Annotated in this window: 18 protein-coding genes; 9 read left to right on the top strand and 9 right to left on the bottom strand. The window is 65.7% G+C overall.

The annotated features are described in order from the left end of the window. Positions 1-31: 31 nt before the first annotated feature. Complete coding sequence (locus JQ507_18855) at positions 32-772, top strand: VWA domain-containing protein (protein ID QRI67069.1); 741 nt, start codon at positions 32-34, stop codon at positions 770-772. Positions 773-934: 162 nt separating this feature from the next. Next, positions 935-1654 carry a DnaJ domain-containing protein gene (locus JQ507_18850; protein ID QRI67068.1) on the top strand — a complete coding sequence of 240 codons (720 nt, stop codon included), beginning with the start codon at positions 935-937 and terminating at the stop codon, positions 1652-1654. 243 nt (positions 1655-1897) lie between these two features. On the opposite strand, the gene JQ507_18845 is transcribed toward JQ507_18850, so the two are convergent. After that, positions 1898-3679, bottom strand: a complete 1782-nt coding sequence (locus JQ507_18845) for a D-alanyl-D-alanine carboxypeptidase (GenBank protein ID QRI67067.1) — start codon at positions 3677-3679, stop codon at positions 1898-1900. A 423-nt stretch (positions 3680-4102) separates the two neighbouring features. Between JQ507_18845 and JQ507_18840 the strand changes: the two genes are divergently transcribed. Further along, the gene (locus JQ507_18840) at positions 4103-4438 is read left to right on the top strand and encodes a phasin family protein (GenBank protein ID QRI67066.1); all 336 of its coding nucleotides are present in this window, start codon (positions 4103-4105) and stop codon (positions 4436-4438) included. Positions 4439-4511: 73 nt separating this feature from the next. Here the strand turns inward: JQ507_18840 and JQ507_18835 are convergent, their stop codons facing one another. Then, positions 4512-6395, bottom strand: a complete 1884-nt coding sequence (locus JQ507_18835; GenBank protein ID QRI67065.1) for a pilus assembly protein — start codon at positions 6393-6395, stop codon at positions 4512-4514. 170 nt (positions 6396-6565) lie between these two features. Beyond that, the gene (locus JQ507_18830) at positions 6566-6910 is read right to left on the bottom strand and encodes a hypothetical protein (protein ID QRI67064.1); all 345 of its coding nucleotides are present in this window, start codon (positions 6908-6910) and stop codon (positions 6566-6568) included. Here JQ507_18830 and clpS point away from each other — a divergent pair. Together clpS and clpA are read left to right on the top strand one after the other, a co-directional pair. Further along, positions 6903-7235, top strand: coding sequence for an ATP-dependent Clp protease adapter ClpS (clpS, locus tag JQ507_18825; GenBank protein ID QRI67063.1), 333 nt, complete (start codon positions 6903-6905; stop codon positions 7233-7235). The genes JQ507_18830 and clpS overlap by 8 nt on opposite strands. 260 nt (positions 7236-7495) lie before the next feature. Further along, entirely contained in the window at positions 7496-9904 is a 2409-nt protein-coding gene (gene clpA, locus JQ507_18820; GenBank protein QRI67062.1) for an ATP-dependent Clp protease ATP-binding subunit ClpA, read from the top strand. A 97-nt stretch (positions 9905-10001) separates the two neighbouring features. Here the strand turns inward: clpA and JQ507_18815 are convergent, their stop codons facing one another. The 4 genes from JQ507_18815 to JQ507_18800 all read right to left on the bottom strand — a co-directional run bounded on the left by JQ507_18815 (position 10002) and on the right by JQ507_18800 (position 13385). Next, positions 10002-10259 (bottom strand): hypothetical protein, encoded by a 258-nt coding sequence (locus JQ507_18815; GenBank protein ID QRI67061.1) that lies wholly within the window; start codon positions 10257-10259, stop codon positions 10002-10004. Positions 10260-10367: 108 nt separating this feature from the next. After that, on the bottom strand, positions 10368-11789 hold the full coding sequence (locus JQ507_18810) for an MFS transporter (protein QRI67060.1): 1422 nt from the start codon (positions 11787-11789) through the stop codon (positions 10368-10370). A gap of 134 nt (positions 11790-11923) precedes the next feature. Next, complete coding sequence (locus tag JQ507_18805; protein QRI67059.1) at positions 11924-12277, bottom strand: PilZ domain-containing protein; 354 nt, start codon at positions 12275-12277, stop codon at positions 11924-11926. A 151-nt stretch (positions 12278-12428) separates the two neighbouring features. Further along, positions 12429-13385, bottom strand: a complete 957-nt coding sequence (locus JQ507_18800; protein ID QRI67058.1) for a helix-turn-helix domain-containing protein — start codon at positions 13383-13385, stop codon at positions 12429-12431. 208 nt (positions 13386-13593) lie between these two features. Between JQ507_18800 and JQ507_18795 the strand changes: the two genes are divergently transcribed. Together JQ507_18795 and JQ507_18790 are read left to right on the top strand one after the other, a co-directional pair. Continuing rightward, on the top strand, positions 13594-14604 hold the full coding sequence (locus tag JQ507_18795; GenBank protein QRI67057.1) for a carbon-nitrogen hydrolase family protein: 1011 nt from the start codon (positions 13594-13596) through the stop codon (positions 14602-14604). A gap of 36 nt (positions 14605-14640) precedes the next feature. Beyond that, complete coding sequence (locus tag JQ507_18790) at positions 14641-15669, top strand: phenylacetaldoxime dehydratase family protein (GenBank protein QRI67056.1); 1029 nt, start codon at positions 14641-14643, stop codon at positions 15667-15669. 30 nt (positions 15670-15699) lie between these two features. Here JQ507_18790 and JQ507_18785 read toward each other — a convergent pair whose 3' ends face one another. Further along, the gene (locus JQ507_18785) at positions 15700-16551 is read right to left on the bottom strand and encodes a LysR family transcriptional regulator (protein QRI67055.1); all 852 of its coding nucleotides are present in this window, start codon (positions 16549-16551) and stop codon (positions 15700-15702) included. Between the two features lie 105 nt (positions 16552-16656). Between JQ507_18785 and JQ507_18780 the strand changes: the two genes are divergently transcribed. Next, positions 16657-17670 carry a bile acid:sodium symporter gene (locus JQ507_18780; protein QRI67054.1) on the top strand — a complete coding sequence of 338 codons (1014 nt, stop codon included), beginning with the start codon at positions 16657-16659 and terminating at the stop codon, positions 17668-17670. A 158-nt stretch (positions 17671-17828) separates the two neighbouring features. Here JQ507_18780 and JQ507_18775 read toward each other — a convergent pair whose 3' ends face one another. After that, positions 17829-18758: a glycine reductase gene (locus JQ507_18775; protein ID QRI67053.1), complete on the bottom strand. Its 930-nt coding sequence runs from the start codon at positions 18756-18758 to the stop codon at positions 17829-17831. Positions 18759-18879: 121 nt separating this feature from the next. Between JQ507_18775 and JQ507_18770 the strand changes: the two genes are divergently transcribed. Continuing rightward, the gene (locus JQ507_18770) at positions 18880-19938 is read left to right on the top strand and encodes a lytic transglycosylase domain-containing protein (GenBank protein QRI73410.1); all 1059 of its coding nucleotides are present in this window, start codon (positions 18880-18882) and stop codon (positions 19936-19938) included. Positions 19939-20012: the final 74 nt, after the last annotated feature.

The raw sequence follows: 20012 nt of genomic DNA, 5'->3' as shown, positions 1-20012 counted from the left end.
ACATAGTGTTTGCTGTACGAGGCAAGCGCTGATGGCTGGCAAGACGATCAAACCGACATCCGGAAGTGACGTACGCCCGGTCGATGCGCCTGACGTACCGACGTCGAGCGCGAACGACATCGCCGCGTTCGTGGCGAAGGCGCGCGCGATGTCGCCACATCGCGCCGGCGCGCGCGGCAGACTGGTGTTTGCGCTCGACGCCACGATGAGCCGGCAGCCGACATGGGACATGGCGTGCACGCTGCAAGCCGACATGTTCCGCGAGGCCGCCGCGCTCGGCAGCCTCGACATCCGCCTCGTCTATTATCGCGGCTTCAACGAGTGCCGGGCCACGGGCTGGATCTCCGACAGCGCGCAGCTCGCGCGGCTGATGAGCAAGATCGACTGCCAGGGCGGCAATACCCAGATCGGCAAGGTGCTGTCGGAGACGCGCCGCGAGGCGGTCGCCTCGGGCGTGCGCGCGCTGGTGTTCGTGGGCGATGCGATGGAGGAGAACGCCGATGCGCTTTGCGCGAAGGCCGGCGAACTCGGCCTGCTCAAGGTGCCGGTGTTCATGTTCCAGGAAGGCAGCGATGCAGCCGCCGAACAGACGTTCCGCGAGATCGCGCGGCTGACCGGCGGGGCATGGTGCAGGTTCGATCCTGGCGCGGCTGCACAGCTCCGCGAATTGCTGCGTGCCGCCGCGGCCTATGCCGCCGGCGGTCGCGAGGCGCTGTTGCAGCTGGCGAAGACGACGAACGGCGCAGCCAGGCTGATCGGCCAGATGAAATAGAGCGCCTTGGTCAGGCTCCGCCGGCCGTCACGGCTTTCGCGATCGCAGCGAGCAGCGCCGACATTGCTCATGCATGTCGGGCGGCGCCACGCGGGCAGCTTCACGCTCCGGTGAGACGAAGCTTCGCATGCTTTTTGCCGCCGGGCCGCCTATATTCCGCGCATGCCAACCCTGATCGCCGGCGTCGTCGCCGTTGTCGTCCTTTATTCCGCGCTGCAGATGTTTCGTGCGGCCAATCCCGCCGTGCTCGCGCGCGCGATCAAGATCGGCGGCGGGGTGCTCGCGCTGGCGGTGGCGGCCTTTACCGGCGTGCGCGGCGAACTGGCGGTGGCGATCCCGCTCGGCATCTTCGGTGCCGGACTGCTCGGCTGGTCGCCGTTCGGCAACACCGGCTTTCCCAATTTCGGCGGCATGTTCGGCGGTTCGCGCAGCCCCGGACAAAGCTCGCGGGTGCGCTCGCAGTATCTCGACATGAGCCTCGATCACGGCAGCGGCGTGCTCACGGGCCAGATCGTGGCCGGGCCGCAGGCCGGCCGCATGCTCGACGAGTTCGACCTGTCGCAGCTGCTGGCGATGGTGCCGAGCTTTGACGCCGAGAGCGTCGCGTTACTTGAAAGCTATCTGGACCGCCGCTTTCCCGCCTGGCGTCAGGACGCGCAGGGCGACCGGGCAGGGGGGCAGGGCCGCGCGGCGCCGAGCGGCAAAATGACGAACGAGGAGGCCTATCAGATCCTTGGCCTGCAGCCGGGAGCGTCGCGTGACGACATCAGCCGGGCTCACCGCACCCTGATGAAGAAACTGCATCCCGACCAGGGGGGCTCGACGTATCTCGCTGCCCGTGTGAACGAGGCCAAGGATACTCTGCTTCGCACGCATCTCTAACTCCGGCTACGCCACTGACGCCACAGCCGAGAGCTGCCTTCCGCTTCTGATTGATGCCCCGTCTGGCCCGCCGCTGTCCGGCGTGGCCGATCGTTGTTTCGGGAAAACTTAACCGTAAAATCTTGACGAGAAGTTTTCATTGCGGCCTCGCGCGACAAGACCCGTCATTTGTCGCGGCGGCCCGCAAAGCAAAAGGGCCGGCGCTTGCGGCGCCGGCCCTTTGAAATCGCCCGATCGTGTCGATCAGTTGCGAACGGTGATGCAGGAGATCTCGGCGCGCTTCAGCGTCTTGCAGGCCGCCTCGGCCTGATCGCGCTCGAGCCCGGCAAAGCGGGCGCGGTAGAGCTTGCGATTGTCCTTGGCGACGACCTCGGTGAACGGGTCCGCCTTGCTGAGCAGGCCGCGGGCCGAGCTGCGTGCGAGGTCGATGCGCTTGTTGGCCTCGCCCTCGGACTCCAGCGCGCCGACCTGGATGATCCAGCCGGAATGCGCGGCGCCCGGCTTGACCGCGCTGGTCTGCGGCGCGGCCTGGAGGCTGCGGGTCGGTTCGATCGAGGCCACGGCCTGCGCGGCCGGGGCGGTGGCGGGGGCATGCACGGACGACGCCGGCAGCACGCCGAGGATGCCGTTGCCGGTGCCGAAATTGGCCGGCTGCGGCGGCATCTCGGGCCTCGAGGTCTCGACGGCCCGCGCCATCATCGCATTGGAGGTCTCGGGGATCTCGCCACGCGAGGGGATCGTGCTGGTGATCGGCGGCGCGGACTGCGCCGGGCCGGCGGCGGCGAGCTTGATCTGGCCGGCCTTGACCTGGACGGTCTTCACCTTGACCGGCTTCATCGGTTCAGCCGAACCCGGGATCGCCGCGAGCTGCTGGGTCTGGATCACGCCGGAGGTCAGCGGCGCCGGTTCGGGCTTGGCCTGCGGCTCCGGCTTTGCGGGGGCCGGCGGCAGCGCGGCGGCGGCTGCGGCGATCAGCGAGGGCTTGCTGGCCGGGCGCGGCGCCGGCAACGGGGCGGGCTCCGAGGCGGCGATCGGCGCGCTGTCGGCTTCGCGCGCATCGTCGGCATCGGCGACCTGGACATTGGCGTCGGCCGGATTGCGCTCGGTGATCGCGGCAGCAGTCCGGGTGGTAGCACCCTTGCCGATGTTCTCCGCCAGCAGGTTGCGCATGATGGCGTCGCGGGAGCCGCCGCTGCGGCCGCCGAGCACGACGCCGACCAGGAAGCGATTGCCGCGGTGGATCGAGGTCACGAGGTTGAAGCCGGAGGCGCGGGTGTAACCGGTCTTGATGCCGTCGACACCTTCGACGCTGCCGAGCAGGCGATTGTGACCGGTGATGGTGTGGCCGCGGAAATTGAAGGCCGTCGTCGAGAAGTAGCGATAATAGCGCGGGAAGCGATCCTGGATGGCGCGGCCCAGCGTCGACTGATCGCGCGCCGTCGTGATCTGCTCGTCATTGGGCAGGCCGGAGGCATTGCGATAGGTGGTCCGGCTCATGCCGAGCGCGCGCGCCTTGCGGGTCATCATCCGCGCGAAATCCTCTTCGCTGCCGCCGATCGCCTCGGCGATCACGACCGCGGCGTCATTGGCGGACCGGGTGACCAGGCCCTTGATGGCGTCTTCGACCTTGATGGTCTGGCCGGGGCGCAGGCCGAGCTTGGTCGGATCCTGTTCGGAAGCGTGCTCGGAAACCGGCATCTCGGTGTCGAGTTTCATCTTTCCGGAATCGAGGCGCTCGAACAGCAGATAGAGCGTCATGATCTTGGTGAGCGAGGCGGGGTGCCGCAGGCCGTCGGGACTGTTGGATGACAGCACCGAACCGGTATTGCCGTCGACGATGATCGACGCGAATTGCGGGCTGTAGCTCTCGCGCGCCGACTCGCTGTGGTGATGACGCGCGGTGTGGCGCCGGTGGCGGCGCGCCTCGGCGCTATCACTCGTGATCAGGATCGCCGTCGTGACGGTTACGAGCCCAAGAACGCCAACTCGCAGCGCCCGCGAGGAGGCAAAGGTTGTTCGAAGCATCTACTTCCCCGTCCCAAGTTCTGTTCTAGATCACCGGCTCGTGGGGCGAAATTGTGCCCGGCGGCCATCGATCCTTGCCTGCGCAACAGACCACGTCGGGCCGAACCATCGGCCCTCGCGGCGGCTCAGGTCGCTCTTCTAGCTAAGGTGTTGTTCACAAACAGATTTCAAGGCTGCTTGTCGGAAGGCGAACAAAGTCCGGGAATCAGGTTAGGCGGACCGAGTTTCCAAAAGATTAAGCAACCGTTGCGTGGTCCCCTGGGTTTTAGCGCAAATGCCCAGGATTCGGGCTGTATGATTGTGCGTTGCACAATATTTGTTGACTTTATTGTGCGATGCGGTATTCTAATCAAGTCAGGGGGCCGGGAGCTTCCCGGCAATGGGAATTTGCGCCTTCAAGTCTGGGAAAAGGAATTCCAATCCATGGTCAAGATCGAAGACATTCAGAACTACGGCAAAGAGCATTTCGAGTCGGTCACTGCGTCGGCCAACAACCTGCAGAGCGGCGTCCAGGCGATCGCCACCGCCTATGGCGACTACGCCAAGAAGTCGTTCGAGGACACCAAGTCGTTCGTCGAGAAGCTGTCGGGCGTGAAGTCGCTGGACAAGGCGCTCGAGGCCCAGACCGAGTACCTGCGCTCGTCCTACGAGACCTTCGTTGCGGAATCGCAGAAGATCGCCGGCCTGTACAGCGATTGCGCCAAGCAAACCTTCAAGCCGTATGAAGGCCTGGTCTCCAAGTTCGCGCCCGCTCAGTAAGCGCTGCCGATCACGTCAAACGAAGAGCCCGGCCGTTTCGGCCGGGCTTTTTTGTTGAGCGGGAGGCGGGGGGCTATTTCGCCAGCCGCAGCTTGCTGAGCGCCGTGCCGATCGTGTTGAACGTCGTAACGATCTGGCTGGAGCTGGTCAGCATGTAGAACTTGTCGGGGGTGCTGGCGCAGTTCTTCAGGACCGTCGAGGTCGGATCGGGGGGCGAGCTGGTGTTCACCTGGATCGTGTAGATGGTGAACATCGGGGCGCCCTTGGAATCCTTTGCCGCCTGCAGGTTCTGGCACTGCAGGGTCTGCCTCGCGTCGATCGGATTGCCCGACGCCTGCGAGCTGCCGTCGCCGTAGTCGGGCCAGCGGTCCTCGGTGTTCAAGCCGTCGGACAGCAGGATGATGACCCGGTTGTAGGTGGAGTTGGAGTCCTCGGCCGGCGTGTTGAGCGGACCGCCCACCAGCAGCGACTGCCATGCCCAGGCGAGCCCGACCGACTGGTCGGTGCCGCCGGTCGGCTGCATGGCGTTGACCGCGTTCTTCAATGAGGTCCAGTCGTAGCTCAGCGGAATGATCGGCTCGAGCTGCGGGGAGGCGTTGTTGCTGCAATAAGCCGAGCCGTTCTCATAGTACTCGTTGGCCGGAAACAGCGTGGTGACGTCGGACGTCGTGGGCAGCACGCCGGTCGCATCATTGGGCTGGGTGCGGTCGGTGACGCAGCCGGTCCATGTGTTGATCGGGTTGGTCGAGGGCTGCTGCCAGTTGTTCACCACGGTCGGTGTCTGATTGGTCGCGGTCCATTGGTTGTTGGTCCATCCGACGACGGCGGTGACACGGGGCTGGTTCTTGTTGTCGACGAGGTCGTTGGGGCCCGGCTGCGTCCAATCGTGGGTATACAGCTTGCCCGTGCACGACCGCGAACTTCCGCTGCCGGTACAGCCGCAGCCGGAGACGGCGGAGCCGGACGAATTGGTCGGGCAGGCGCAGGACGACGACCCCGAGCAGAACACGCCGGTGCCGACCTGCGTGCTCACCCAGCAGCCATTGTACACGGTGTGGGAATTATAATCGACGCTCGGGCAGATATAGCCGGAATAGGTCCCGCTCGACGGAATGTAGGTCGTGTTGGACGAACTGGTCGGGCTCGTGGTGCAGGTGAAGCCGCCATTGTTGTTGGTCCAGGGGCATCGCGCACCCGGTCCGACCGCATGCCAGTTCATCGGGAGCTTTGCCTGCGTGCTGCCGTTGTTGGGCTGCGTGGTCGGCGGATTGAGCCAGTCGGTCCAGTCGATATAGTTCTTGCCATAGTTGCTGGAGCCGACGTTGACGACCTTGGCGAACGGAATGACGGAGATATAGACGTCGCCGTTGTTCTTGCTCAGCGCGCTGAGCTGGTCGATCAGGCCGCCTGATCCGGCCACCGCGTTGCGCAGCGCGACAATCTTGCCGTTGTCCTGCATCGATCCCGTGTTGTCGAGGGCGAGGGCGACGCGCATCTTGACGTTGCCCCAGGTCGTGGTGCTCGAGGTTCCGAAATTCATGGTCGAGGGATAGCCCGCGGCCTGCAGGAAGGTGGTCTTGACGTGGCCGGACCCGCTCAGGAGGATGGTTGCCGCCGCGTTCGAGGTCGGGGTCGTGTAGGTGGCCGAGACCGCAATGCCCTGGCCGTCCTTGTTGGTGTAGAGGCCGTTGAAATAGGCCTGCGCCTTGCTCGGGATCTGCGCGGCCGTGATGTTGCCCATGGTCAGGTCCTTGGACAGCATCAGCGCGGTGGAATCGAGCGCCGCCTGCATCGAGGACCGGGCGTTGTTGGCGCGGGTATAGTCGATCGCTACGCCTACGAAGGCGAGGATCGGCAGTATTGCGAGGGTGAACATCACCGCGACGTTGCCGTTGGTTGAGGTTGCATACCGGCGGGCAGCTGCGCGGATGTGGTTGAATATGGCTGAGCCAGGCATGACGCTCTCGTCAAAATGGATTGCGCGGCCATCTCTACGAGCGTGGTTAAACAGATGGTGAATCGGGTAGGTGAAACCCGTCGGGCAGCCCGGCGGATGGTCAAAAGCCGGGCAAAAGCCCCCACCATCGTCAATGGCGCCTAAATTGGATGCCCCGATCCTTTGTCAAATCAGGCAGAAATGATTAACCTTCCGGGGTTGGCGCGCCGGGAATCGGACCGGTGGGCTGCGGCGGGTCTGCGCTTGCGGCAGGCCGTCGTGAGCCCCATATTCGGGAGGTCGATCCGGCCGCCGGATCGGACCGGGAGCGGCAATCTGGAAGGCATTGCTGGGGGTTCCGCGATCAGTCTCGCGGCAATCGCGTCCACCTTCCAGCGCCATCCGGTGTCCAGCCGGCCTCCCTTTGGGAATTCGAACGCCTGAGCCATGTTGCGATCCACGTTGACAATCCCGATCTCCGAGCCGGTTTCGTCCATGCCGGCGGTGCCCGCCGCGCCGGTGCCGAAAATGACCAATGACGACAACCGCAACGGCGCGGGCAGCGGCCCGTCGACGTCGGTCATCACCAAGGTCAAGCCGAAGACTAAGCGTCCGAACCTGTATCGCGTCCTGATCCTGAACGACGACTACACGCCGATGGAGTTCGTCGTTCACGTGCTGGAACGATTCTTCAACAAGGACGCCGAGGCGGCGACCACGATCATGCTGCACGTTCACCATCACGGGATCGGCGAGTGCGGCGTGTTTACCTATGAGATCGCCGAGACCAAGGTGACGCAGGTCATGGACTTCGCGCGCAAGCACCAGCATCCACTGCAATGTGTGATGGAAAAGAAGTAGTTCGCCGGAACGATTGACCCGCCGCGGGACGCGGAACGGGTCTTGCACCGCATTTTCTGACGGACGCGAACGGCGTTCCCGTATGATCACGGGACGCGGTCGGGCGGCGTCCCGCTGCCCGAAATTTAGAGGGAAACCATCATCGCGGGGCCGGTCTTTCGCCACGATCCGTCGTAACTATATCAATGGCGATCACGAAGGTTGTTATTGCCTGACCCGGTAATGGCGATCATGATGGCCAGGGGCCATAGAGGACGCGAATGCCAACTTTTTCTCAAAGCCTTGAACAATCGCTGCATCGTGCATTGGCGATCGCGAACGAGCGTCACCATCAGTACGCGACGCTCGAACATCTGCTGCTGTCGCTGATCGACGACTCGGACGCGGCGGCGGTGATGCGAGCCTGCAGCGTCGATCTCGACAAGTTGAGGACGAGCCTCGTCAACTACCTCGAGACCGAATTCGAAAACCTGGTGACGGACGGCGCCGATGATGCGAAGCCGACCGCCGGGTTCCAGCGCGTGATCCAGCGCGCGGTAATTCACGTCCAGTCGTCCGGTCGCGAGGAAGTGACTGGCGCCAACGTGCTGATCGCGATCTTCGCCGAGCGCGAGAGCCATGCCGCGTATTTCCTGCAGGAGCAGGACATGACGCGCTACGACGCAGTGAATTACATCAGCCACGGGATCGCCAAGCGGCCCGGCGTCTCCGAGGCGCGGCCGGTGCGCGGCGTCGACGAGGAAACCGAGACCAAGGGCAACGAGGACTCGAAGAAGAAGGGCGAGGCGCTCGAGACCTATTGCGTCAACCTCAACAAGAAGGCGCGCGACGGCAAGATCGATCCGGTGATCGGCCGCAATGCCGAGATCAACCGTGCGATCCAGGTGCTGTGCCGCCGCCAGAAAAACAACCCGCTGTTCGTCGGTGAAGCCGGCGTCGGTAAGACCGCGATCGCCGAAGGCCTCGCCAAGCGCATCGTCGACAGCGACGTGCCTGAGGTGCTGGCGGCCGCGACCGTGTTCTCGCTCGACATGGGCACGCTGCTCGCGGGCACCCGCTACCGTGGCGATTTCGAGGAGCGGTTGAAGCAGGTCCTGAAGGAGCTGGAGGCGCATCCCAACGCCATCCTGTTCATCGACGAGATTCACACCGTGATCGGCGCCGGCGCCACCTCGGGCGGCGCCATGGATGCATCCAATCTGCTCAAGCCCGCGCTGGCTTCGGGCACGATCCGCTGCATGGGCTCGACCACCTACAAGGAATATCGTCAGCACTTCGAGAAGGACCGCGCGCTGGTGCGGCGCTTCCAGAAGATTGACGTCAACGAGCCGACGGTGGAAGATGCGATTGCGATCCTCAAGGGCCTCAAGCCCTATTTCGAGGATTACCATCGGCTGAAATACACCAATGAGGCGATCGAGGCGGCGGTGCAGCTCTCCTCGCGCTACATCCACGACCGCAAGCTGCCCGACAAGGCGATCGACGTGATCGACGAGTCCGGCGCGGCGCAGATGCTGGTCGCCGAGAGCAAGCGCAAGAAGACGATCGGCATCAAGGAGATCGAGACCACGATCGCGACCATGGCGCGGATCCCGCCGAAGAGCGTGTCGAAGGACGATGCCGAGGTGCTGAAGCATCTCGAGCAGACCCTGAAGCGCACGGTGTTCGGCCAGGACAAGGCGATCGAGTCGCTGTCGGCGTCGATCAAGCTGGCGCGGGCCGGCCTGCGCGAGCCGGAGAAGCCGATCGGCTGCTATCTGTTCTCGGGTCCGACCGGCGTCGGCAAGACCGAGGTGGCGAAGCAATTGGCGGCGACGCTCGGCGTCGAGCTGCTGCGCTTCGACATGTCCGAATACATGGAGCGGCACACCGTGTCGCGCCTGATCGGCGCACCTCCCGGCTATGTCGGCTTCGACCAGGGCGGCCTGCTCACCGATGGCGTCGACCAGCATCCGCATTGCGTGGTGCTGCTCGACGAGATCGAGAAGGCGCATCCGGATCTGTACAACGTGTTGCTGCAGATCATGGACCACGGCCGGCTCACCGACCACAACGGCAAGCAGGTCAACTTCCGCAACGTGATCCTGATCATGACCACGAATGCGGGCGCGGCCGATCTCGCGCGGCAGGCCTTCGGCTTCACCCGCTCGAAGCGGGAAGGCGACGACCACGAGGCGATCAGCCGCCAGTTCGCGCCGGAGTTCCGCAACCGGCTGGATGCGATCGTCTCCTTCGCGCACCTCAATGCCGACGTGATCGGCATGGTGGTCGAGAAGTTCGTGCTGCAGCTCGAGGCGCAGCTTGCCGACCGCGACGTCACGATCGAGCTGTCCGAGCTCGCCAAGGCCTGGCTGATCGAGCACGGCTATGACGAGCAGATGGGCGCACGTCCGATGGCGCGCATCATCCAGGAGCACATCAAGAAGCCGCTCGCAGATGAAGTGCTGTTCGGCCAGCTCAAGGGTGGCGGGCACGTCCGCGTCGTGCTGGTCAAGGACGAGGCGACCGCCAAGGACAAGATCGGCTTCGAATATGTCGAAGGCCCGGTCACGCCGAAGCCCGAGAACCTGCCGCCGCGCAAGCGCAAGCCGCCGAAGGGTGGCCCGAACAACGGCGGCGGAGGCGGCACCAAGGGGCCGGTCTCCAAGGGTCCGATGGTCAAGGCCTGAGGCGCGAGCAAGTGATCAACGAAAGGCCGGCTCAACAGCCGGCCTTTTTGTTTCGTTCGGCAAATACGACGTGAGACGTACAGGAAGAAGTCTTCGGCTAACGTCGAATTTCCGCCAAACATTCACCCGTCGCCACCCTGATAAACCGGCCTATCGGATCGTTATCAATGTCAGCTTCGATTTCGACGGCTTCCGCGGGATCGAGACTCTCAAGTTTTTCAGCAAGACTCTCGACTGATGCCCGCAAGGCGGGCGTCCACTTCGTCAGCCCCTCATCATTCATTCTCAGGCGTATGGAATAAATGCGCAGAAGTTCGCCAGCCGTCGTTTCGGGCCGTCCGCGATTGGCTTGCATTTGAGCTGTGTCCAGCGAGCGTCGTTCGATGAGGTAGGGTATCTCTTTTTGCTTGCGGCGTGAAACGAACGATCAGAACACCAGTCCGATCGCATCGCATGCACCACGTCACTCGCCCTTCAAACGCTGCCCCTCTTGAACGCGCACCCGCTCGGCGCCGCGGCTGCCTGCGGAGGATAGCCGCAGCATGCTCAGCATGGCGCCGACCAGCGCGAAGCCGACGCCGACCATCAGCGAGAGCCTTGTGCCGTCAGCCGGGAAGCGCGCCAGTAGCAGGGCCACAAGGGCGGCGCCGATGGTCTGTCCGAGCAGGCGGGCGGTGCCCAGCATGCCGCTGGCGCCGCCGGAGCGCTCGCGCGGGGCGGCGGCGATCATGGTGCGGTTGTTCGGGGTCTGGAACAGGCCGAAGCCGACGCCGGCGAGCGCCATGCGCCAGATCACGTCGATCGGCGTCGCGTTGGCCGGCATCAACGCTAGCGTGCCCAGTCCTGTCGCGAACACCAAAAGGCCGATGCCGCCGAGCAGGCCGGCCGGATAACGCTCGACCAGCCAGCCGGCAATGGGCGCGGCAAATGCGACGGCGATCGGCCACGGCGTGATCAAGAGGCCGATCTGCACCGCCGAATATCCGAAATGGTTCTCCAGGTAGAACGGCATCGCGACGAAGGCCAGCATCTGGCCGCAGAACGAGGCGATCGAGGTGCCGATCGACAGCGCGAAGATCGGAATCCTCAGCAGATCGACGGGCAGCAGCGGCGAGGGCAGATTCAGCTGCCGCCGGTACAGCAGATGCGAGGCGACCACGGCGATGGCGAATTCCAGTGCGCACAGGTACAGCGCCTCGCCATGGCCGGCGCTGTCGATCGCGCTGATGCCGAAGCCGAACGCGATCGCGCTCATGCCGGCGCTCAGCCAGTCGAACGCGTGGACCGCGGGCCGGGTATGCGGCAGGAAGCGCCAGCCCAGCGCCAGCGTCACGATGCCGAGCGGCACGTTGATCGCGAACAGATAGGGCCAGGTGCCGACCGCAAGGATGAACGAGGCGATGGTCGGGCCGACCGCGGCCGAGATCGCGACCACCAGCGCATTGACGCCGATGCCGCGGCCGAGCAGCGAATGCGGATAGATGAAGCGGACGAGGGCGGTGTTGACGCTGAGGATTCCGGCGGCGCCAAATCCTTGCAGGATGCGGGCGATCGTCAGCAGCGGCAGCGTATGTGCCAGCGCGCAGAACAGCGAGGCCAGCGTGAACAGGAGCAGCCCGGCGAGGTAGACCCGGCGATAGCCGATGATCTCGCCGAGCGAGGCGAGCGGCAGCAGCGAGATGGTGATCGCCAGCTGATAGCCGTTGACGATCCAGATCGAGAACGCCGGGCTGGCGTTGAGGTCCCGGGCAATGGTCGGCAGCGCGACGTTGGCGATCGAGCCGTCGACGACGGCCATCACGAGGCCGAGCGCGATCGTGAGAGTGGCCCAATTGCGCTGCGGCTGCGGCAGCCCATCGGGATGCTCGATGATCGCGGACGACATGTCGTGAGGTTGCCTTCGGTTCCAGCTTGGCGGGCTTACCGGATGCTGGATTAGCCTGGCCTTTGCAACCCCCGAAATGTCCGCCCCGGGGTGCTCCGAAACGGGGCCGCGGAACACCAAAAAAGGGCTCAGCCTTAGCTTTGGCCGAGCAGTTCCTTGATGCGCCGCTGCAGCTGCCGCTTCTTGATCTCGCTGCGGCGGACCCGTTCGTCGAGATCGCTGACATAGGTGTCCGACGTCATGATCCGGAACGCGAGGCCCACCTTGTTGGCCTGACGCCAGATCAGGCGCGCCAGGAACGAGCGGCCCTTGCGCGCGACACTGAGATTCATCTCTTCGGGCAGGTGTGCGGCGTCGCCAAATTCGACGCAGGCGCCGCCTTCGCTGATGTTGCGGACGACGCAATCCATCGTCGAGCCGCGTTCATTGATCTCCGCAACCGCACCGTAAAACACCTTTTCACGCGGGCTCTGGCGCCGGTCCTGCATGGGAAATCCTCCTAAATTAACGGCAGAACTTTACCGCTGTCGACCAGCGAAAAGAAGGGTACGAACGGAACCCGTTGCAGTTAGTGTAAATTGTTTGCATCTGTGAAGGCCCGGATTCCCGGCTATTTTGCGCCGCAAACGAGCCGAGAAGCTAGTTCGGCAGCCGGCTGTGCCGCCACTCGCGCGGCGACAGGCCGTAATGCTCGCGGAACACGCGGCCGAAATGCGAAAGGTCGTTAAAGCCCCAGGCGAACGCGATCTCGCTGATGTGGCGATGCGCATGTGTCGGCGAGGCGAGGTCGCGCTTGCAGCGTTCCAGCCGCTCTGCCAGCACGAAGCGCTGGAACGAGGTGTCTTCGTCGGCCAGCAGGCTGTTGACGTAGCGCGGCGAGATGCCGAGCGCTGCGGCGGTTTCACTGATGCCGAGCTCGGGGTTCGGCAGATGCGCAAGCACATGCGCCTTCAGCCGGTAGAGCAGGGCGGAGCGGTGCGTCGAGGCCGGCAGCGCGGTGCCGCCGATGCGCTCGCTGATCGCCATCGCGAGCAGGTCGGCGGCCTGATCGGCGAGACGGATCGCATTGTCCGGCTCGAGCCGGTCGGCGATATCAGCGAGCCCCGAGATGAACTGCCAGGCGAGCCGCTGCACCGGGCGATCGGACGTGAACGTCGTTGCCGTCAGGCCCTGGCTGCCGGCGAAGCGCCGGTGCAGCATCGCGCGCGGCACCTGGAAGATGGTCTGCGTGAAGTCGTCATTGAAGCGCAGCTCATAGGGCCGGGTGGTGTCGTAGAACGCGAACTCGCCGGGCTGGATCACGGTCTCGCGGCCGTCCTGCACCACGCCGCCCGAGCCGCTGCGGCCGAGCGCGAACAGCACGAAATCCTCGCTGGCGCGCGCGATCCGCGACGGCGTCCGCAGCACGCGCTGCCGGCTCGACGACACGACCGAGCACTTCGCCGGACCAAGCTGCGCGCTGGTGATGGCGCCGTGGAAGGCGGAGCCGAGGTCGGACTTGCAGTCGAGCTGCACGAACACGTCGCAGACAATGTCCTGCCAGAGCGCGAGGCGCCGATGCGTGGGCGCGCCTTCCGTGGTGAACAGGGCCGGCATGATTTCCTCCCTTCACGAGTGCAAACGCTGGCCACGCAAACAAAGCAAGCTTCGTACCGGCGACCGCTGGGGGCATCTCCTCCGCAGTCGAATTTTCCTTCCGTCCTGGTCGAACGGCGCTCCCGGTCCCGGGGCAGCATGATGTCAGAAGCGGCTGCGGCCGATCAAGCACGAACCGGCCGCCAGCGTCGGCCCCGAGGAGGACATCATGGGCATCGAACATCCGAAATATCGCGTTGCGGTGGTGCAGGCGGCGCCGGCCTGGCTCGATCTCGACGCCTCGATTGCCAAAAGCATTGCGTTGATCGAGGAAGCCGCCGCCAAGGGGGCAAAGCTGATCGCGTTCCCCGAGGCTTTCATCCCCGGCTATCCCTGGTACATCTGGCTCGACTCGCCGGCCTGGGCGATCGGGCGCGGTTTCGTGCAGCGCTATTTCGATAATTCCCTGTCCTACGACAGCCCGCAGGCGGAGCAGCTGCGGCTCGCTGTGAAGCAGGCCGGCATGACCGCGGTGTTCGGGCTGTCCGAGCGCGACGGCGGCAGCCTCTATCTCGCGCAATGGCTGATCGGGCCTGACGGAGAGACGATCGCCAAGCGGCGGAAGCTGCGGCCGACCCACGCCGAGCGCACCGTCTATGGCGAGGGCGACGGCAGCGACCTTGCGGTGCATGACCGCCCCGGCATCGGCCGGCTCGGCGCGCTGTGCTGCTGGGAGCATCTGCAGCCGCTGTCGAAATACGCGATGTATGCCCAGAACGAGCAGGTGCATGTCGCGGCCTGGCCGAGCTTCTCGCTGTACGATCCGTTCGCGCCGGCGCTCGGCTGGGAGGTCAACAACGCGGCCTCGCGCGTCTATGCGGTCGAGGGCTCGTGCTTCGTGCTGGCGCCCTGCGCCACTGTCTCGCAGGCCATGATCGACGAAATGTGCGACCGCGACGACAAGCACGCGCTGCTGCATGTCGGCGGCGGACATGCCGCGATCTATGGGCCCGACGGCAGTTCGATCGCCGAGAAGCTGCCGCCCGATCAGGAAGGGCTGCTGCTCGCCGACATCGATCTCGGCGCGATCGGGATCGCCAAGAACGCCGCCGATCCGGCCGGGCACTATTCGCGGCCCGACGTCACGCGCCTGCTGCTGAACAGGAAGCCCTCGAAGCGCGTCGAGCATTTCGCGCTGCCGCTCGACAGTTTTGAGGAGATCGACGCGGCTGCGAGCTGAACGCATCAGGGCAACATCCAACCCGAGGTGACTGCCATGGAATCCGCGATTCCTCCTCATTTGCAGACCGCGCGCTCCCGTCATCGCCGTGTGCCCGACGACTACGCGCCGCCATATCCGTCCTTCGTCGCGCGCCACAAGCCCGCGGTCGCAAACGTGATCATGGCCTATTTCGGCGTGCAGTTTCGCGGCGAGCCGACGGCCGCCGCGACCGGGGCGCTGGCGCAGATCGCAGCACGCTTTGCCGGCGAGAACGGGCCGACGCATTGGGACCGCGCCCAATATGTCGACCAGGCCGGCTTCACCAATGTCGTCTCGGTCGCCTATTGGGACGATGCCGGTCGTTTCGATGCCTGGTTCGAGGGCGCCCGCGAAGCCTGGACCGGCGGCGCTGCCGCTGACGGCATCGGCCGCTTCATCGAGGTGCTGCGGCCGCATGTTGCGCACTACGAGACGCTGTTCTCCTCGCTCGACCGGCCTGAGGGCGTCGCGGTGCTCGCCGACGGCATGAGCGGTGAGGTGCAGGAGCACGCCTATTGGGGCGGCATGCGCGACCGCATCCCGCTGTCGCAGACCGACCCGATGACGCCCAGCGGCGAGCCGCGCGTCATCCGCGACGGCGCACGAATCCGCGTGGTCGCGCATGACAATCTCTGCCTGATCCGCTCCGGCCAGGACTGGAGCGACACCGAGGCCTCCGAGCGCAAGATGTATCTCGACGATGTCGAGCCGGTGCTGCGCGAGGGCATGGATTTCTTGCGCGACCAGGGCGTGCCGATCGGCTGCTACGCCAACCGCTACATGCGTGTCGTCGATGCGGATGGACGAGTGACGGAGAAGTCCTATGGCCAGAGCTGGTGGAAGAGCCTCGCCGCGCTGGAACGCTGGGCGGAATCGCATCCGACCCATGTCCGGATCTTCGGCGCGGCGATGAAGTATCTGTCGACGCTCGGGCCGAGCGCCAAGCTCAGGCTGTATCACGAGGTCACGGTCGCCGCCGCCGACGAGCAATTCTTCGAATATCTCGGCTGCCACGATCGCACGGGCATGCTCGGTGCGGTGTAGGTGACCGCAGCACAGCCCGCCTGACGCAAACTACGGCCGCAGCCGGCCGCCCTGCGCGGTGATGGCCTGCGCCAGTTCGATCGCCGGGCCGCGCTTGGTCCGGCGCTGGGTGCGGACCACGAATTCGACGCTGCCGAGCGGCGGCAGGCTCGACTCCGGCATCGCCTCCAATCCGTCCGGGATGAAGCCTTGGGCCTGCGGCGTGATGCCGAGGCCGGCGAGCGCTGCGGCGCGCAGGCCGCTCAAGCTGCCGCTGGAGCAGACGATGCGCCAGGGCCGTCCGGACCGTTCCATCGCCTCCAGCACCACGCTGCGGCTGACGCTCGGCGGCGCGTAGAGGATCAGCGGCAGCGGCTGTTCCGGATCGAGCCGCATCCCGGGCGCGCCGGTCCACACCAGGCGGTCCTGCCACACCAATTGTCCGAGCGCGTCGCCGGGCCGGCGCTTGCCCAGCACGAGGTCGAGCTCGCCGGCATCGAACTGCTGGTACAGCACGGCGCTCAAGCCCACCGTCAGCTCGAGATCGACTTGCGGATGACGGCGGACGAAATCGCGCAACAGATCCGGCAGGCGTGAGCTGGCAAAATCCTCCGCGGCGCCGAACCGGACTTTTCCGCGCACCTGCGAGCCTGCGAAGTAATCGCGGGCCCGTGCGTTGGCCTCGAGGATCGGGCGCGCGAAGCCCGTCATCGCCTCGCCGTCGGCGGTGAGCACCACCGAGTGGGTGTCGCGCACGAACAGGCGGCGGCCGGCGGCGGCCTCGAGCTTGCGGATGTGCTGGCTCACCGTCGACTGCTTCAGGCCGAGGCGGCGGCCGGCCTCGGTGAAGTTCTGCGTCTGTACGACGGTGAGGAAGGTCTCGAGCTGGGTCGGGTCGAGCATGGCGGCGATCTCGTCATTACATAACGTAATGATAATAACATCGGTAAGCGCGGTTCACAATCGGTGCCGGCAGAGCCACCTTGCGAGCAAGGAAAGGAACCCGCCATGACCATCAGCCGCCTGCGATCATTCGCGCCCGTCGATCCCTACATCGCCGCCATCGTCGGCATGGTCGGCCTTGCCACGCTGCTGCCGCTGCACGGGCAGGGCACCGTGATCGGCGGCTATGCCGCCGATGTTGCGATCGCGCTGTTGTTCTTTCTGCACGGCGCCCGCCTGTCGACCACCGAGGCACTGGTCGGCGCCCGGCACTGGAAGCTGCATCTCGTGATCTTCCTCTCGACCTTTGCCCTGTTCCCGCTGCTCGGGCTCGCGGCGCATGCGCTGGCGCCGCATCTTTTGACGCCGGCGCTGTGGGCGGGCGTGATCCTGATCTGCATCCTGCCGTCGACCGTGCAGTCCTCGGTCGCCTTCACCTCGATCGCGCATGGCAACGTGTCGGCAGCGCTGTGCTCGGCGACCGCTTCCAATCTGCTCGGCATCGTCGCGACGCCGCTGCTGGCGGGCGTGCTGCTCTCCAGCCATGGCGGGTTCTCCGGCAATGCCGCGCTCGACATCGTCGTGCAATTGCTGCTGCCGTTCGCGGCGGGACAATTGTCGCGGCCGCTGATCGGCGGCTTCGTTGCCAGGCATCACGCGGTGCTGGGACTGGTCGACCGCGGCTCGATCCTCCTGATCGTCTACACCGCGTTCAGCGACGGCGTCAGCCACGGCATCTGGCACCAGGTCGACGCGACGCAGATGGCGACCGTGCTCGGCCTCGACGCGGTGCTGCTCGCGGTCGTGCTGCTGATCACCAATTTCGGCAGCCGGCTGCTCGGCTTCTCGCGTGCCGACCGCATCGCCATCATGTTCTGCGGCTCGAAGAAGAGCCTCGCGAGCGGGTTGCCGATGGCGAGCGTGCTGCTCGCCGGCCAATCGGTCGGGCTGATCGTGCTGCCGCTGATGCTGTTTCACCAGATCCAGCTGATGACCTGCGCGGCGCTCGCGCGGCGTTATGCGGGGGCTCAAGAATCCGCCTCACACGGCGCAGTCCCCGTGCTCGTAAGGGCGCGCTGAGCGCCGCCTTTCCAAGGTGTCGTCCCCCGGCTTGACCGGGGGACCCAGTACGCCGCGGGTTCTCCGTGACTGACCGGTGTCTCTGGAATACTGGATCGCCCGGTCAAGCCGGGCGATGACACCTTTGGTTTGGCGAGCGATGGACGCAACGCCCGGTGCTACGCAACACGCAGGCCCTTGGCGATTTCCTTCTGCGCGTCGAACTCACGGCGCAGGCGCGCCAGCTCCTCGGCGCTCAGCGCGTCGGCGTTGCTGTAGTCGCGTTTCCAGGACGCATCCTCGCTCCAGCGTAGCGGCGACTGCACGGTTGTCTGCGGGCCGGGCGCAGTCTCCAGCACGCGCAGCGCGAGCTCCAGCGTGACGGCCTGCGAGGCCTCGTCATGCGGCTTGCCGGCCGAATTGCCGAGCGGGAAATCCGAGAACAGGAAGCGCGGCACCGCGGCGTGCTCGACGATGTCCTTGGCGCAGCCCATCACGACGGTCGGGATGCCGTTGGCTTCGAGATGCCGTGCCACGAGGCTGACGGTCTGGTGGCAGACCGGGCAGTTCGGCACCAGCACCGCGGCGTCGACCTTGTCGTCGCGGCAGCGCTTGAGGATCTCGGGCGCATCGGTCTCGATGGTGACGCGGTGGCTGCGGTTGGTCGGTGCGCCGAAGAAGCGCGGCGCGACTTCGCCGATCGTGCCTTCCGCGGCGAGGCGCTTGAGCTGCGCCAGCGGGAACCAGGTGCCGCTGTCGGTCGCCGTGGTGTGGGTGCGGTCATAGGCGATGTGCGAAATTCGCAAATCGTGTGGCTGCGAGGTGTCGCCGTCATAGACCGAATAGAATTTTGCGCCGCCGTTGTATTTCGCGCCCGGACCCTGGTCGCCGCGGGCAGGATCGAACGGCGCCGCGGTCGTGATGATGGCGACGCGGGACTGGTTCAGCGGCTTCGTCAGCGGTTGGAACGGCGCGGACGTGTAATGCGCCCAGCGGTAGGGGGTGGTGTAGCCGATCGCCGCGTAATAATCGCGGGTCCGCTTCATGTAGCCGATCGGGGCGTCGTCGTCGGGGGCGAAGCCGAGTTGATCGTCCGTAGCTGCGGCCATTTTGCGCTCCCTTTTGCGCGCCATCATTTCAGTCCATAGCTAGACCACGAGCCTGCGGTGTCAAGCCGCGCTGCGCGGGAACAGATTTGCGATGCGAACAGGTCGTTGCGCCGCATTGGTTCTGCTTTTGACGCTGGTGCCGCCGGTCGGTGCCGGCGCGGAGGACGCGCCTGCCGCAGCCCCGCCGGCGCCGCCAGGCGCTGAGCAACCCGCAGCGCCGCCCGCGGACAAGCCGGCTGCGCCCAGCGAAAAACCCGCGGAGGTGCCGGCCCAGCAGGCCGCACCATCGGCCGAGAAGCCTGCGCCCCCAGCGGAGACGCCTGCCGAGAAGCCCGCCGCGGCCACAGCCGACAAGCCCGCAGACGACGCGCGCGAGAGCGACACCCGCGAGGCGATGTGCCTGATGATCGAGTCGGCGGCGCGGGCCAACGACCTGCCGCTCGAATTCTTCGCGCGCGTGATCTGGCAGGAAAGCCGCTTCCAGGCCGACGCGATCGGTCCGGTCACCCGCAGCGGCCAGCGCGCGCAGGGCATCGCGCAGTTCATGCCGGGCACTGCTAACGAACGCGGGCTGCTCGATCCGTTCAATCCCGTCCAGGCGCTGCCGAAGTCCGCGGAATTCCTCAGTGAGCTGCGCAACCAGTTCGGTAATCTCGGCCTCGCGGCCGCCGCCTACAATGCCGGCCCGCGCCGCGTGCAGGATTGGCTCGCCGGCTCCGGCTCCATGCCGCAGGAGACGCGCAACTACGTCTCGGCGATCACCGGCTCCAGCGTCGACGACTGGGCCGCTGCTGCCCGCAACAGCGGCAAGATGCCGGAGCGTAGGCCGACCACGAGCTGCCGCGAGCTGATGGCGCTGTTGAAGCGCGCGCCCAATCCGTTCGTGGCCGGGCTCGAGCAGCACATTACGCTGTCGGCAGCCAAGGTCTGGGGCGTGCAGCTCGCCGCCGGCTTCAGCCGCGACAAGGCGCTCGCGATGTATGCCCGCGCGATGAAGCGGCTGTCGAATGTGATCGGAGATCAGGATCCAAGCCTGCTCGGCTCGCGGCTGCGCACACGCGGCAGCGCGACATTCTATCAGGTGCGTATCGGCGCCGACACACGCCCCGAGGCCGACGGCCTGTGCAGCCGCATCCGCAAGGCGGGCGGGGCATGCTTCGTGCTGAAGAACCGGGCGTGATTGCGCAGCTCCATTCGGGCTACTGCATACCTGCGCTGTGCAGCCACTTGCTTGACCCGTTGAGCACCGCGCCC

Source organism: Bradyrhizobium sp. PSBB068, assembly GCA_016839165.1.
In the GTDB taxonomy this organism is placed as follows: Bacteria; Pseudomonadota; Alphaproteobacteria; order Rhizobiales; family Xanthobacteraceae; genus Bradyrhizobium.
This window is presented reverse-complemented; position numbering and strand designations above follow the sequence as displayed.